Annotated in this window: 16 protein-coding genes; 8 read left to right on the forward strand and 8 right to left on the reverse strand. The window is 58.8% G+C overall.

Translation table 11 applies throughout. The annotated features are described in order from the left end of the window. Nucleotides 1-1,092, forward strand: a complete 1,092-nt coding sequence (locus LOY35_RS25395) for an anhydro-N-acetylmuramic acid kinase (RefSeq protein ID WP_258628501.1) — start codon at nt 1-3, stop codon at nt 1,090-1,092. 79 nt (nt 1,093-1,171) lie between these two features. Here the strand turns inward: LOY35_RS25395 and erpA are convergent, their stop codons facing one another. Both erpA and argC read right to left on the reverse strand, forming a co-directional pair. Next, complete coding sequence (gene erpA / locus LOY35_RS25400; protein WP_003177727.1) at nt 1,172-1,522, reverse strand: iron-sulfur cluster insertion protein ErpA; 351 nt, start codon at nt 1,520-1,522, stop codon at nt 1,172-1,174. Nucleotides 1,523-1,677: 155 nt separating this feature from the next. Beyond that, nucleotides 1,678-2,712: an N-acetyl-gamma-glutamyl-phosphate reductase gene (argC, locus tag LOY35_RS25405; protein WP_258628504.1), complete on the reverse strand. Its 1,035-nt coding sequence runs from the start codon at nt 2,710-2,712 to the stop codon at nt 1,678-1,680. A gap of 132 nt (nt 2,713-2,844) precedes the next feature. Between argC and hemJ the strand changes: the two genes are divergently transcribed. The 6 genes from hemJ (at nt 2,845) to coq7 (ending at nt 7,281) form a co-directional block, all read left to right on the forward strand. After that, nucleotides 2,845-3,276 carry a protoporphyrinogen oxidase HemJ gene (gene hemJ / locus LOY35_RS25410; protein ID WP_041023620.1) on the forward strand — a complete coding sequence of 144 codons (432 nt, stop codon included), beginning with the start codon at nt 2,845-2,847 and terminating at the stop codon, nt 3,274-3,276. Nucleotides 3,277-3,311: 35 nt separating this feature from the next. Then, on the forward strand, nt 3,312-4,280 hold the full coding sequence (locus LOY35_RS25415; RefSeq protein ID WP_258628509.1) for a nitronate monooxygenase family protein: 969 nt from the start codon (nt 3,312-3,314) through the stop codon (nt 4,278-4,280). A 52-nt stretch (nt 4,281-4,332) separates the two neighbouring features. Beyond that, nucleotides 4,333-5,289 carry a DUF805 domain-containing protein gene (locus LOY35_RS25420; protein WP_258628515.1) on the forward strand — a complete coding sequence of 319 codons (957 nt, stop codon included), beginning with the start codon at nt 4,333-4,335 and terminating at the stop codon, nt 5,287-5,289. Between the two features lie 62 nt (nt 5,290-5,351). Then, nucleotides 5,352-6,140, forward strand: coding sequence for an SDR family oxidoreductase (locus LOY35_RS25425; RefSeq protein ID WP_258628518.1), 789 nt, complete (start codon nt 5,352-5,354; stop codon nt 6,138-6,140). Nucleotides 6,141-6,220: 80 nt separating this feature from the next. After that, entirely contained in the window at nt 6,221-6,559 is a 339-nt protein-coding gene (locus LOY35_RS25430; RefSeq protein WP_047702266.1) for a histidine triad nucleotide-binding protein, read from the forward strand. A 74-nt stretch (nt 6,560-6,633) separates the two neighbouring features. Continuing rightward, nucleotides 6,634-7,281 (forward strand): 2-polyprenyl-3-methyl-6-methoxy-1,4-benzoquinone monooxygenase, encoded by a 648-nt coding sequence (gene coq7 / locus LOY35_RS25435; RefSeq protein WP_258628522.1) that lies wholly within the window; start codon nt 6,634-6,636, stop codon nt 7,279-7,281. Between the two features lie 68 nt (nt 7,282-7,349). Here the strand turns inward: coq7 and speD are convergent, their stop codons facing one another. Both speD and LOY35_RS25445 read right to left on the reverse strand, forming a co-directional pair. Further along, nucleotides 7,350-8,144, reverse strand: coding sequence for an adenosylmethionine decarboxylase (gene speD, locus LOY35_RS25440; RefSeq protein ID WP_024777437.1), 795 nt, complete (start codon nt 8,142-8,144; stop codon nt 7,350-7,352). Between the two features lie 239 nt (nt 8,145-8,383). Beyond that, nucleotides 8,384-8,806, reverse strand: a complete 423-nt coding sequence (locus LOY35_RS25445) for an OsmC family protein (RefSeq protein WP_003206127.1) — start codon at nt 8,804-8,806, stop codon at nt 8,384-8,386. Nucleotides 8,807-9,044: 238 nt separating this feature from the next. Between LOY35_RS25445 and crp the strand changes: the two genes are divergently transcribed. Continuing rightward, complete coding sequence (gene crp, locus LOY35_RS25450; protein WP_258628524.1) at nt 9,045-9,689, forward strand: cAMP-activated global transcriptional regulator CRP; 645 nt, start codon at nt 9,045-9,047, stop codon at nt 9,687-9,689. A gap of 46 nt (nt 9,690-9,735) precedes the next feature. On the opposite strand, the gene LOY35_RS25455 is transcribed toward crp, so the two are convergent. From LOY35_RS25455 to LOY35_RS25470, 4 genes are read right to left on the reverse strand one after another with little or no spacing between them, the layout of a single operon-like run. After that, nucleotides 9,736-10,428 (reverse strand): lipoyl protein ligase domain-containing protein, encoded by a 693-nt coding sequence (locus LOY35_RS25455; RefSeq protein ID WP_258628526.1) that lies wholly within the window; start codon nt 10,426-10,428, stop codon nt 9,736-9,738. A 4-nt stretch (nt 10,429-10,432) separates the two neighbouring features. Further along, nucleotides 10,433-11,269 carry an indole-3-glycerol phosphate synthase TrpC gene (gene trpC, locus LOY35_RS25460; RefSeq protein ID WP_258628528.1) on the reverse strand — a complete coding sequence of 279 codons (837 nt, stop codon included), beginning with the start codon at nt 11,267-11,269 and terminating at the stop codon, nt 10,433-10,435. Then, nucleotides 11,266-12,315: an anthranilate phosphoribosyltransferase gene (gene trpD, locus LOY35_RS25465; protein WP_258628530.1), complete on the reverse strand. Its 1,050-nt coding sequence runs from the start codon at nt 12,313-12,315 to the stop codon at nt 11,266-11,268. The genes trpC and trpD overlap by 4 nt, the downstream gene beginning before the upstream one ends. A gap of 9 nt (nt 12,316-12,324) precedes the next feature. Next, a complete protein-coding gene (locus tag LOY35_RS25470; protein ID WP_019693903.1) occupies nt 12,325-12,918 on the reverse strand; it encodes an aminodeoxychorismate/anthranilate synthase component II in 594 nt (197 codons plus the stop codon). Between the last annotated feature and the right edge of the window lie 291 nt (nt 12,919-13,209).

The raw sequence follows: 13,209 nt of genomic DNA on the forward strand, positions 1-13,209 counted from the left end.
ATGGCGCTCTATATGGGTGTGATGTCCGGAACCAGCCTGGATGGCCTGGACATCGCGCTGGTTGAACTGACCCCGGCGATCAGATTGGTCGCCACGCACTACATTCCCATGCCCGATGCGCTGCGCACCGAGCTGCTTGGCTTGTGCAGCAGCGGGCCCGACGAGATCGCCCGCTCCGCCATTGCCCAGCAGAACTGGGTACGACTGGCGGCACAAGGCATTCATGCCCTGCTCGCTAGCCAGAAACTCAAGCCGGAGGATGTCAGAGCGATTGGTAGTCATGGCCAGACCATCCGTCACGAGCCAGCACGCGGCTTTACCGTGCAGATTGGCAATCCGGCACTGCTGAGCGAGCTGACCGGCATTACCGTCGTCAGCGATTTCCGCAGCCGTGATGTTGCCGCCGGCGGACAAGGCGCGCCGCTGGTCCCCGCCTTTCACGAAGCGCTGTTTGAAGGGCAGATCGGCCACCGCGCCGTGCTGAACGTCGGCGGCTTCAGCAATCTCAGCCTGATAGAACCTGAAAAGTCCGTGGCCGGTTTCGATTGTGGCCCCGGCAACGTATTGCTGGATGCCTGGATTCACCAACAGCGCCATGAGCATTTCGATCGCGACGGTCAGTGGGCAGCGAGCGGCAAGGTAGAACCGACGTTACTCAAGACCCTGCTCAGCGACCCTTTCTTTCTGACCAAGGGCCCAAAAAGCACCGGACGGGAAGTATTCAACCTGCCCTGGCTGACCCGGCATCTGTCGCATTTGCCCACTTTCGCTGCCGAAGACGTGCAGGCTACGTTACTCGAGTTGACGGCCCTGACCATAGTCGAATCACTGCAAAGCGCCCAACCGCATACTGATGAATTACTGGTCTGCGGTGGCGGAGTGCACAACCGCACGTTGATGAAGCGCCTGGCCGATCTCCTGCCAGGCACCAAGGTCAGTAGCACGGCTGCTTACGGCGTAGACCCGGACTGGGTTGAAGCCATGGCCTTTGCGTGGCTCGCGCATTGCTGCCTGGAAAACATTCCTGCAAATCGCCCAAGCGTTACGGGCGCACGCGGCTTGCGCGTACTCGGCGCCATCTACCCCGCTTGATCTCGCTTGGTTGATCCCTGGACAGCAAAACGCCGCAGGGCCTAAGGCACCGCGGCGTTTTGTTGAAGCTGTTGGCGGATCAGATCGAGAACGAAGAACCGCAACCACAAGTGGTAGTAGCGTTCGGGTTCTTGATCACGAAGCGTGAACCTTCCAGACCTTCCTGGTAGTCCACCTCGGCACCGGCCAGGTACTGGAAGCTCATGGGATCGACCACCAGACTCACACCTTCGCGCTCGACAATGGTGTCATCTTCGGCCACCTCTTCATCGAACGTGAAGCCGTACTGGAAACCCGAACAACCGCCGCCCGTCACGAAGACGCGCAACTTCAAACGATCATTTCCCTCTTCATCGACGAGGCTCTTCACCTTGTGCGCGGCACCGTGGGTGAATTGCAAAGCTGTGGGAGTGAAGGTTTCGACGCTCATGCTGAATATCTCCCGGCGCTGACGCCGCCATAATGCCTAATGGCGGGCATTATCCGCTTCTCCTAGAAAATTGGTCAACTATTACAAGAGCAGCGGCAAGCTTCGAGCTTTAAGCCGCAAGCTTGAGGCTTGCAGCTTCTGGCTCGAAACCGCTACTAAGGCAACATCCCCGCATGGGACAAGCCCAGTCGCTCATCCAGGCCGAACAGAATGTTCAAGTTCTGCACCGCCTGACCGGACGCGCCCTTGACCAGGTTATCAATGACCGACAACACCACGACCAGATCGCCGTCCTGTGGACGATGCACCGCAATCCGGCAGACATTTGCACCCCTTACACTGCGCGTTTCCGGGTGGCTGCCGGCGGGCATTACGTCAACGAACGGTTCGTCGGCATAACGCTTCTCGAACAACGCCTGCAGGTCCACGGAGCGATCTGCAACGGTTGCGTACAGCGTGGAATGGATGCCGCGGATCATTGGCGCCAGGTGCGGCACGAATGTCAGGCCGACGTCCTTGCCCGCCGCCCAGCGCAGACCCTGGCGAATTTCCGGCAGATGGCGGTGACCTTTGACGGCGTAGGCTTTCATGCTTTCCGATGTCTCGGAGTACAACGAACCAACGCTGGCGCCACGACCGGCGCCACTGACACCGGATTTGCAGTCGGCGATCAGCCGCGAGGCATCGGCAAGGCCGGCCTCAAGCAGCGGCAGGAAGCCCAATTGCGTAGCGGTTGGATAACAACCCGGTACCGCGATCAGCCGTGCCTGTCTGATTTTCTCGCGATTGACTTCCGGCAGGCCATAGACCGCTTCGTCCAACAGTTCCGGGGCACCGTGGGGCTGGCCGTACCACTTGGCCCACTCATCCGCGTCCTGCAGGCGGAAGTCCGCCGACAGGTCGATGACCTTGGTCCCGGCAGCCAGCAGTTCACCCGCCAAGGCGTGGGCGACACCATGAGGCGTAGCGAAGAACACCACATCGCAGGCACCCAGGGTCTTGATGTCCGGAACGCTGAACGCCAGGCCATCGTAATGGCCTCGCAGGTTCGGGTACATGTCGGCAACAGCCAGGCCAGCCTCGGATCGGGAGGTAATGACCACCACCTCAGCTTGTGGGTGCTGTGCCAATAGACGCAGCAGTTCGACACCGGTGTAACCCGTGCCGCCGACGATACCGACCTTGACCATAAACCTGCCCTCAACGAACCACTGGAAAGCCGTCGATGATAGGGGCCGCGCGGCTTGCCGACAACCGCCAAGGTGACGTGTGGCCGCATGAATGACTACTATCGAACGACCGTAAATTGGGAATCATCAAAAATGCTCTATCTGTGGCTCAAAGCACTTCACATTGTCAGCATGGTCTGCTGGTTCGCTGGCCTGTTCTATCTGCCCCGCCTGTTCGTCTATCACGCTCAAAGCGAGGACAGTGTCAGCAAGGAACGCTTCAGCGTCATGGAGCGCAAGTTGTATCGCGGCATCATGGGGCCGGCGATGATTGCCACCCTGGTGTTTGGCATCTGGCTGCTCAGTCTCAACGCAGGCGCCTACTTCGGCCAAGGTGGCTGGATGCACGCGAAGCTGACCCTGGTGGTGGTCCTTATCGGTTATCACCACATGTGCGGAGCCCAGGTAAAACGCTTCGCTCGCGGTGAAAATACCCGCAGCCATGTCTTTTATCGCTGGTTCAATGAAGTACCGGTATTGATATTGCTGGCTATCGTCATCCTGGTCGTCGTTCGGCCGTTCTAACCTCCAATCGGTACTCTTCATTCGGGGCACTTCCAATGTCGCTACCCGTATTGCTTGAACAACGTTTGCGCCTGCCCGTCGTGGCGGCGCCAATGTTCCTGATCTCCAATCCACGGCTGGTACTGGCTTGCTGTCGTAATGGCATCGTCGGCAGTTTCCCCGCACTGAACCAGCGCGAAAGCAGTGGTTTCAAGACCTGGCTGGAAGAAATCGAAGCGGGCCTGGCAAGCATGGAGACCCCGGCGCCCTATGCCGTCAACCTGATCGTCCACCAGAGCAATCCGAGGCTCCAGGCCGACCTTGCCATCTGCATCGAGCACAAGGTGCCGATCGTCATCACCAGTCTTGGCGCCGTCAAGGAATTGGTCGATGCCGTCCACGGCTACGGGGGCTTGGTATTTCATGACGTGACTACACGTCGTCATGCCGAGAAAGCTGCCGAAGCCGGTGTCGACGGTCTGATCGCCGTTGCCGCCGGTGCCGGCGGACATGCGGGGACCTGGAGCCCTTTTTCGCTGGTCGCCGAAATCCGCCAATTCTTCGACAAGACCGTACTACTTGCGGGATGCCTGAACCACGGCCGTCAGATTCTGGCTGCGCAGATGCTCGGCGCGGATTTGGCCTACCTGGGAACACGCTTTATCGGCACGACTGAAAGTCACGCGCCTGACGCCTATAAAGAGATGTTGCTCACATCCCGAGCCGCAGACATCGTGCATACTCCTGCCGTGTCCGGTGTGCCGGCGAGTTTCATGCGCCAAAGCCTGGAAAACGCAGGTTTTGACCTGGCTGCCCTGCAAGGCAAAAGTGACGCGGCTTCCGGTTCGAAACTCAAACCATTGAACGATGAAGCCAAAGCCTGGAAAACCGTCTGGTCCGCAGGTCAGGGCGTTGGGGAAATCAGTGATTTGCCAAGCGTCGACCAGTTGGTCGCGCGCCTGGATGAAGAATACCGTGAGGCCCAGGCCCGAACGGTACAGCTTGGCGGCCGATGGCCCCGCTGAAAATCGGCCTGATCAAACAAACATCAAACTTTCAATGACAAGGATGCCCGGCATGAGTGAAACCCGTTTCAATATCGTATTCGACGGAGCCCTGCTGCCGGGCGTCGATGCGACCACAGCCAAACTCAACCTCGCCAATCTGTTCCGAAGCGACATCAGCGCCATCGAACGACTGTTCGGCGGACACAAGGTGGCCCTGAAAAGCAACCTGTCCCAGACCGAGGCGCAGAAGTATCTGGAAGCTCTCAACCAGAGCGGGATCGATGCACGCATCGAAGCCGAGCCAGCCCTCCAGCTGAATCTCGACGAAGTGCAGCAATCGTCACCGCCAATGACAGCGCGTCATTCTGAATCGCTCATTGAACCGGCCTCCCCGTATGCGCCACCCCGGGCCCATGTCGGCGACGCCGTTGCCGAGTACGCCACGCTCAAGCCGTTCAGCTTCGATGGGCGCATCGGGCGGCTGCGATACCTGGCCTGGACCATGGCCCTGACCCTGGTCATGATGGTGGTGGTCGGCGTGGCTTTCGCACTCGGGGCGGCATGGATTTTCACCTCGGGCTCGATAGCGGCAATGATTGTCGGCGGTTTGCTGGCAGCGGTCGTATTCCTCGGCTTTGCCTACGTCAGCATTCAGTTCAACGTCCAGCGCCTGCATGACCTTGGCTGGTCCGGCTGGCTGTGGCTACTGAACCTCATCCCGTTCGTGGGCAGCGTCTTTCCGTTTGTGCTCATTTTCGCTCCCGGCAATGAAGGCGCCAATCGCTATGGCCCTCCTCCGCCGCGTAACAACACCGGGGTCAAGGTACTTGCGTCGCTCTGGCTCGTCATGATCGTACTGATCATCTTCGCTACAGTGGCCGGCGTCTTCAGTGCCATTGAACAGGATTACGACACCAGCTCGCTGAGCAGCTACGAAAGCAGCGAGTCCACGGATGCAGACGTCGCGGAACCTGCCGAAGAACCTGCCGAGGCAGAGGCGCCTTCTGTAGACTCCGAGGAACAGTAAGCGCCCTTCGTTCCGGTGACAGTCAAGTCCACAGGCGACGGGCCGTTGCGATGGAGAACCGCATGACCCGTTACGCCCTGATCACTGGCGCCTCCAGTGGTATTGGCCTGGCCATGGCCGAAGCCCTGGCCAGGCGCGGCCGCAATCTGCTGCTGGTGGCCCGACAGCGTGATCGGTTGGAGAGCATTGCAATCGAACTGACCCAGCGGTTTGGCGTGGAGGTGCTTTTCCGGGCCTGCGACCTGGGGGAGCCGCTACGGCTTTCAGGTTTCCTGCTGGAACTGGAGGAAAGCGAGCGCCAGATCGATCTGCTGGTCAACTGCGCCGGGATCGGTACCTGTGGCCCGTTCCTGGGCCAGGATTGGATGACCGAGCAGGACCTGATCGAAGTCAACATTCTCGCCCTGACACGCCTCTGTCATGCCGTTGGCAATAGCATGGCACTGCATGGCGGCGGGCAGATCCTGAACGTCGCCTCGATTGCCGCTTTCCGGCCGGGCCCCTGGATGAGCACCTATTACGCCAGCAAGGCTTATGTGCTGCACTTCTCCGAAGCCCTGCGAGTCGAGCTGAAAAAATGCGCGATCAAGGTGTCGGTCCTTTGCCCAGGCCCGACCCAGACCGGTTTCTTCGCCAAGGCCCATCTCGACGAACAGAAACTCAAGGACAGCAACCTGCTGATGAGCCCGGAAGAAGTGGCGTTGTATGCCGTGCGGGCGCTCGACAGAAACCGAGCGATCATCATCCCCGGACGCCGCAATCGCTGGCTCGCCATGCTGCCGCGGCTAGGCTCGCGATGGATGGTGCGGAGCATCGCCGGCCTGATCAACAAGGCGTACTGCCCACGCTGAATGAAATTTGAATGGAAACCCAGCCTCAGCCACCGAACCTTCAGTACACTCGACTTCCACAACCAAAGGGAGAAATAGCTGTGGATACTTTGTTTACCAAGATCATCAACCGGGAAATCCCGGCGAAAATCATCTACGAGGATGACCAGGTCCTGGCATTCCACGACATCGCCCCACAGGCGCCCGTGCATTTCCTGGTGATTCCGAAAAAACCGATTCGCACCCTCAATGACCTGACCGAGGAAGACAAGGGACTGGCCGGACATATCCTGTTCACAGCCCAGCGCCTTGCCAGGGAACAAGGTTGCGAGGACGGCTTCCGGGTGGTGATGAACTGCAATGAACTCGGTGGACAGACCGTCTATCACATTCATATGCACGTACTCGGGCAGCGCCAGATGAACTGGCCGCCGGGTTGAGACCCTGACCCAACGCAAATCCTGAGCGGCCGATTGGGTTAAACTGGCCGCCATGATTTTTTCCGGAGGTAAGCATGACTACCCAACGTCACTACTCGCCGCTTGACCGCCTGCTGTTGCAAGCCGATGCCGCGATGCGCACGCTGTTGCCCTTCAGTGGCCAACCGTATCGCCCATCACCGGCCATCGTGCAGCCGGACGCGCAACTGAGTGACGAACAGACCCGCCATGTAGCCGGGCTGATGCGTATCAACCATACCGGCGAAGTCTGCGCCCAGGCGCTCTATCAAGGCCAGGCGCTGACAGCAAAGCTGCCGAAGGTACGCGAGGCGATGGAGCATGCCGCCGAGGAAGAAGTCGACCATCTGGTCTGGTGCGAACAACGCATTCGCCAGCTGGGCAGCCATACCAGTGTGCTGAATCCACTGTTCTACGGGATGTCATTCGGAATCGGCGCAGTGGCCGGGCTGATCAGCGATAAAGTCAGCCTCGGCTTCGTTGCGGCGACCGAGCACCAGGTGTGTAAACACCTGAATGAACACCTGGGCCAATTGCCGGCGGAAGACGAAAAGTCGCGGGCGATTCTGGAGCAGATGCGCGAAGACGAAGAGCATCATGCCGAAAGTGCACTGGAGGCTGGTGGTTTCCGCTTTCCGGCGCCGGTGAAATTCGGCATGAGCCTGCTGGCGAAGGTCATGACCAAGAGCACTTATCGGATCTGACAGAAACGCCCCGTGCTCCAGGCAATGAAAAAAGGCGACTTCCGTCGCCTTTTTTTGTACCCGAAATTTCAGCGCGGCATATTGCGTGCGTAGAAAATTTCCAGCATTTCATGCTTCACACGTTCTTCCACCTGGTCACGCTGTTCAGCAGACAGGTTGCTGGTGGCATCGCCAAACAGGTAGTTGTCCAGCTCGAAGTCCTTGAGCAGCATCTTGGTGTGGAACAGGTTTTCCTGATACACGTTCACGTCGGTCATCTGATACGCGTCGCGGGTGTCTTCGGACAGATAGTTCTGGATCGAATTGATCTCGTGGTCGATGAAGTGCTTGTGACCTTCCACATCGCGGGTGAAACCACGCACGCGGTAATCCACGGTCACGATATCCGAGTCGAACTGATGGATCAGGAAGTTGAGCGCCTTGAGCGGTGAAATGACGCCACAGGTCGAAACGTCGATGTCCACACGGAACGTCGCAATACCGTCCACCGGGTGTATTTCCGGGTAGGTATGTACCGTGATGTGGCTCTTGTCGAGGTGGGCCAGGATGATTTCGGGCAATGGGCCCGGGGACTCTTCGATCTGGCTGTCGGTCGGTGTCACCGGCTCTTCCGAGATCAGAATGGTCACGCTGGCGCCTTGGGGTTCATAGTCCTGACTGGCGATGTTCAGGATGTTGGCACCAATGATATCGACAACTTCCGTGAGGATCTGCGTGAGGCGCTTGGCGTTGTACTCTTTATTGATGTACTCGACGTAGGCCTGCTGGTCTTGCGGGGTTTCCGCATAGCAGATGTCATAGATGTTGAAGCTCAAGGTCTTTGTCAGGTTGTTGAAACCATGGAGCTTGAGTTTGCTTTTCACCGTTTGAAAACTCTCTGTGTATTGCGGCCCGGCCGCGTGATCAAGCATGCCCGTCAGATGCGAACGACGCATCTGCGTAGGACGGTTAACACCTCTTCGCGATGGCGATTTTGGTTGTCTGTCCAGACAAGCGACCGATCAGGAGACCGGCCACTGCCCTGAAAAAAGTGGCGCATTATGCAGACGTCGGCTTCTGACCGCCAGAGCTTGCACCGCTTTTATGATGGTTGAATGTCGATTCAACCCAATTCGATGATTTCATAATCGTGGGTGATTTCAACACCCGCCGCGCCGAGCATGATCGAAGCCGAGCAATATTTCTCGGCGGACAGCTCGATGGCACGCTTGACCTGGGCTTCCTTCAGGGCCCGGCCCTTTACCACGAAGTGCATGTGGATCTTGGTGAATACCTTCGGGTCTTCGGTGGCGCGCTCCGCTTCCAGGAAGGCTTCACAGCTTTCGACCGCCTGGCGCGACTTCTTGAGAATGCTGACGACATCGAAGTTACTGCAACCTCCTACACCCAGCAGTAGCATTTCCATCGGCCGGACACCCAGGTTCCGACCACCGGCTTCCGGCGGGCCGTCCATGACGACCACGTGACCGCTGCCTGACTCACCGAGGAACATGGCTTCGCCAGCCCATTGGATGCGTGCCTTCATCGCCAAGACTCCACTGTCTAAAAAAAGGGTCGCCAGCTTAGCACAGGGCCCCGGCAGGAAAGCCCTTGCCGTAGGTCGCCTGGGCCATCTCCAACCAGGTAAATTCTCGAATCAATTGAGAGTGCCTCTGTTAAGCTGGCGCCCAACCGCTGGCGTATCGCCAGCTCGTAGCGATTTGCCACTCGCTCCCATAAAAAAAACCAGACCAACACACCGCGCAGTATTTCGGGACACAACCATGGTTGCCATTACTCCCACACTCAAGATCAAGAACCTCGACAAGCTCTTGATGCATTGCCAGCGTCGCCGTTACCCAGCCAAACACAACATCATTTGCGCAGGCGACCGTTCCGAAACGCTGTTTTTCATCATCAAGGGGTCGGTCACCATCCTGATCGAGGATGATGATGGCCGGGAAATGATTATTGCGTATCTCAACTCCGGAGACTTCTTCGGTGAGCTGGGGTTGTTCGAACAGGCGGGAAAGGAGCAGGAGCGCAGCGCCTGGGTACGGAGCAAGATCGAATGTGAAGTCGCGGAAATCAGCTATAGCAAGTTCAGGGAATTATCCCTGCAAGATCCCGATATTCTCTACGTACTTAGTGGACAGATCGCACAGCGCCTGCGTAATACCACCCGCAAGGTGGGCGACCTCGCCTTCTTCGATGTGACCGGTCGCGTCGCCCGTTGCCTGCTGGAACTGTGCAAGCAGCCCGATGCCATGACGCACCCCGACGGCATGCAAATCAAGGTCACCCGGCAGGAAATCGGCAGGATTGTCGGTTGCTCGAGGGAAATGGTGGGTCGTGTACTCAAGGATCTGGAGGAGCGCAACCTGGTCAATGTCAAAGGCAAGACCATGGTGGTGTTCGGAACGCGCTAGTGGCCCGTACGGTTAATTTGAGTACACGTATTAGCCACACAGGCCACTAGAGCGCGCTGAGTAAGTCCCGATAAAGCCCCGCGAGCCTCTCCAGCGCGTGGGGAGCCGGGAATTTCTCATGCAGGGCAATGTGGCTCCCGGCACGCACGCGTTGTTCCAGGCCGCAGGCCTCATTGAAGCGGTTGACCGCGGCGACCATCGAGTCGCGTTCGTTTTCCAGCAACAACGCTCCATGCACCAGCCCCACCGGGCGTTGCCCGCCTTTGCTCTGGCGCCAACGTTGAGCAGTGCCGACCATTTTCCGGCCGTCCAGATTGACATTGAATCGCCCGTCGCAAAACGCCCCGTCCACCTCGCCTAGCGAAGCCACACCGCCCAGTTCATCCAGCAACTGGCAGATAGGGTCGCACAACCGCCGATACGCCGTTTCGATCCGGCCGTGGTCGCCTTCGCTGCGGGGCGGTGCATAGACCAGTGCAATATTGACGGTCGCTGCCGATTGCGGCACAGGCTCGCCGCCGGTTTCGCGCAGCAGCACAGGCCAGCCGTTGGCAGCCGAAACTTCGCAGGCGAGTTCGAACCCCGGCAGGCGGCTCAAACGGCGCGGCATCACCAGCGCACGATCATTGGGCCGCCAGAACAGCAGGCCGAACTCGGCATCGCCAGCGCAGATACTGGCCAACAGATCCTGTTCGGCTTGCAAGCCAGCTTCGACGCAAAGAGAAATCACCGATGGCATCGGGTCAATCCAGCGCCGAACCCGTCACCGGAGTCCCACGCTCGGGGAAGAACAGGCGTTGCAATTCAGTCCCCGGACTTTCAGCCCGCATGAACGCCTCGCCCACCAGGAACGAGTACACATCACTGACTTCCATCAGCTCGACATCGGCCCGATTGAGAATGCCACTCTCGGTGATGACCAAGCGATCACGCGGGATACGCGGCAACAGGTCCAAGGTGGTTTCCAGGCTGACCTCAAAGGTGTGCAGGTTGCGGTTGTTCACGCCGACCAGCTTGGTATCGAGGGTTTTCAGGGCCCGCTCCAGCTCGTCGCCATCATGCACTTCCACCAGCACGTCCAATCCTACATCCTTGGCGACGGAGGCCAGTTCGGCCATTTTCACGTCGTCCAGCGCGGAGACGATCAACAGCACGCAGTCGGCGCCCAAGGCGCGGGCTTCCACGATCTGATACGGGTCGACCATGAAATCCTTGCGGATCACCGGCAGCTTGCACGCCGCGCGTGCCTGTTTCAGGTAGTCATCGTGCCCTTGGAAAAAGTCGATATCGGTGAGCACCGAGAGGCAAGTCGCACCGCCCTTCTCGTAGCTGCGGGCAATATCGGCCGGTACGAAATGCTCACGGATCACACCCTTGCTGGGAGAAGCCTTCTTGATCTCGGCAATCACGGCCGGTTGCTTTTTCTTCGCCTGATCGATCAGTGCGTTGGCAAAGCCACGGGGAGCGTCCGCCGCACGCGCCAGGTTTTCCAACTCGGCCAGACTGACCCGAGCCCTGCGCTCGGCCACTTCCTCAGCCTTGCGAGTCAGAATCTTCTCCAAAACCGTTGGCACGCTCATCCTTCGTTCTCCACTTTGAATACGGCAGTAAAGGCACCCAGCTCTTCAAGCTTCTCCCGAGCCAGGCCGGTATGCAATGAATCATGGGCCAGTTCCACACCTTGCTTGAGGCTGCTGGCGTGGTCGGCGGCGTACAAAGCCGCACCGGCATTGAGCACGATCATTTCCGCGGCCTTCTGGCCATTCTCGGTCTTGCGACGTCCCAGGGCATCACGGATCAACTCCAGCGACTGGGCCGGTCCATCCACGGCCAGGCCGTGCAAACTCTGGCTCTTCATGCCCAGGTCTTCAGGTTCGACCCAGTATTCGCTGATCTGGTCATTTTTAAGTTCAGCCACGAACGTCGGCGCCGCCAGGCTGAACTCGTCCAGGCCGTCTTTGGAATGGACCACCAGGACGTGCTTGCTGCCCAGGCGCTGCAAGACTTCCGCCAACGGCCGGCACAACGCCTGGCTGAACACGCCCACCACCTGATGTTTCACACCGGCCGGATTCGTAAGCGGGCCGAGCATATTGAACAGGGTACGCAGGCCCAGGTCACGGCGCGGTGCGGCGGCATGCTTCATGGCACTGTGATGGGTCTGGGCAAACATGAAGCCGATGCCCACGTTATCGATGCAGCGTGCTACCTGGACCGGCGTCAGGTTCAGGTAGATGCCGGCCGCTTCCAGCAAGTCGGCACTGCCGCTCTTGCCCGAAACCGCCCGGTTGCCGTGCTTGGCGACGGTGCAACCGGCGGCCGCGACAACAAAGGCCGAGGCAGTAGACACGTTGAAGATATTGGCACCATCACCGCCGGTGCCCACCACATCCACCACGCCGTCCAGGGTCTTGAGTTCGACCTTGTCCGCCAGCTCACGCATCACCGAGACCGCGCCGACGATTTCGTCGATGCTTTCACTCTTCATGCGCATGGCCATCATGAATGCGCCAATCTGCGCATCCGTGCATTGTCCAGTCATGATTTCGCGCATCACATCGCGCATCTCGTCGGTGCTCAGGTCGAGATGACCAACGATACGCCCCAGGGCTGTCTTGATATCCATGGAAAGTCCTTAGCGCGTGCCGCCGGTTTGTTTGAGGAAGTTGGCGAACAGTTCGTGGCCCTGCTCGGTAAGAATGGATTCGGGGTGGAACTGCACACCCTCGATGTTCAACGTCTTGTGGCGCAACCCCATGATTTCATCCACCGAACCGTCTTCCAACTGGGTCCAGGCGGTCAGCTCCAGGCAATCAGGCAAGGTTTCGCGCTTGACGATCAGGGAGTGATAGCGGGTGACGGTGAGCGGACGGTTCAGGCCTTCGAACACGCCCTTGTCTTCATGAAATACCGGACTGGTCTTGCCGTGCATGACCTGCCGGGCCCGCACCACATCGCCACCGAACGCCTGGCCGATCGATTGATGGCCCAGGCAAACGCCGAGGATGGGCAGCTTGCCGGCGAAATACTTGATGGCTTCGATGGAGACGCCCGCTTCGGTCGGCGTGCACGGACCGGGTGACACCACGATGCGCTCAGGCTTGAGGGCTTCAATCTCGGCAATGGTCAATTCGTCGTTGCGCACGACCTTTACTTCCGAGCCCAGCTCGCCGAGGTACTGCACAACGTTGTAGGTAAAGGAGTCGTAGTTATCGATCATCAGCAACATGGCGTAAGCAACCTATTGAATTCACTGACTTTAAATACAGCCTTCGAAGAGAACCCGCACGGTACTGCGCTTGGCCGGGCAAATCGTGCACCAGCGAAACGGCTTTCAAGCGGGTAAAGAAGGCAAATCGGTACAGGTCCGGCGAGGCCGGCAGAGAACGGTCAGGCGCGCCAACGCCAACGGGCGTGAGCCTTGATCATTTGATCCGGAAGTTTGCTGACAATCGACACGGGGGAAGTCTCGTTCATACGTTCCGGCACAGTAGCTTAGCTGGGCGGAGCGCGCAATATG

Source organism: Pseudomonas sp. B21-028, assembly GCF_024749045.1.
Lineage (GTDB): Bacteria > Pseudomonadota > Gammaproteobacteria > Pseudomonadales > Pseudomonadaceae > Aquipseudomonas.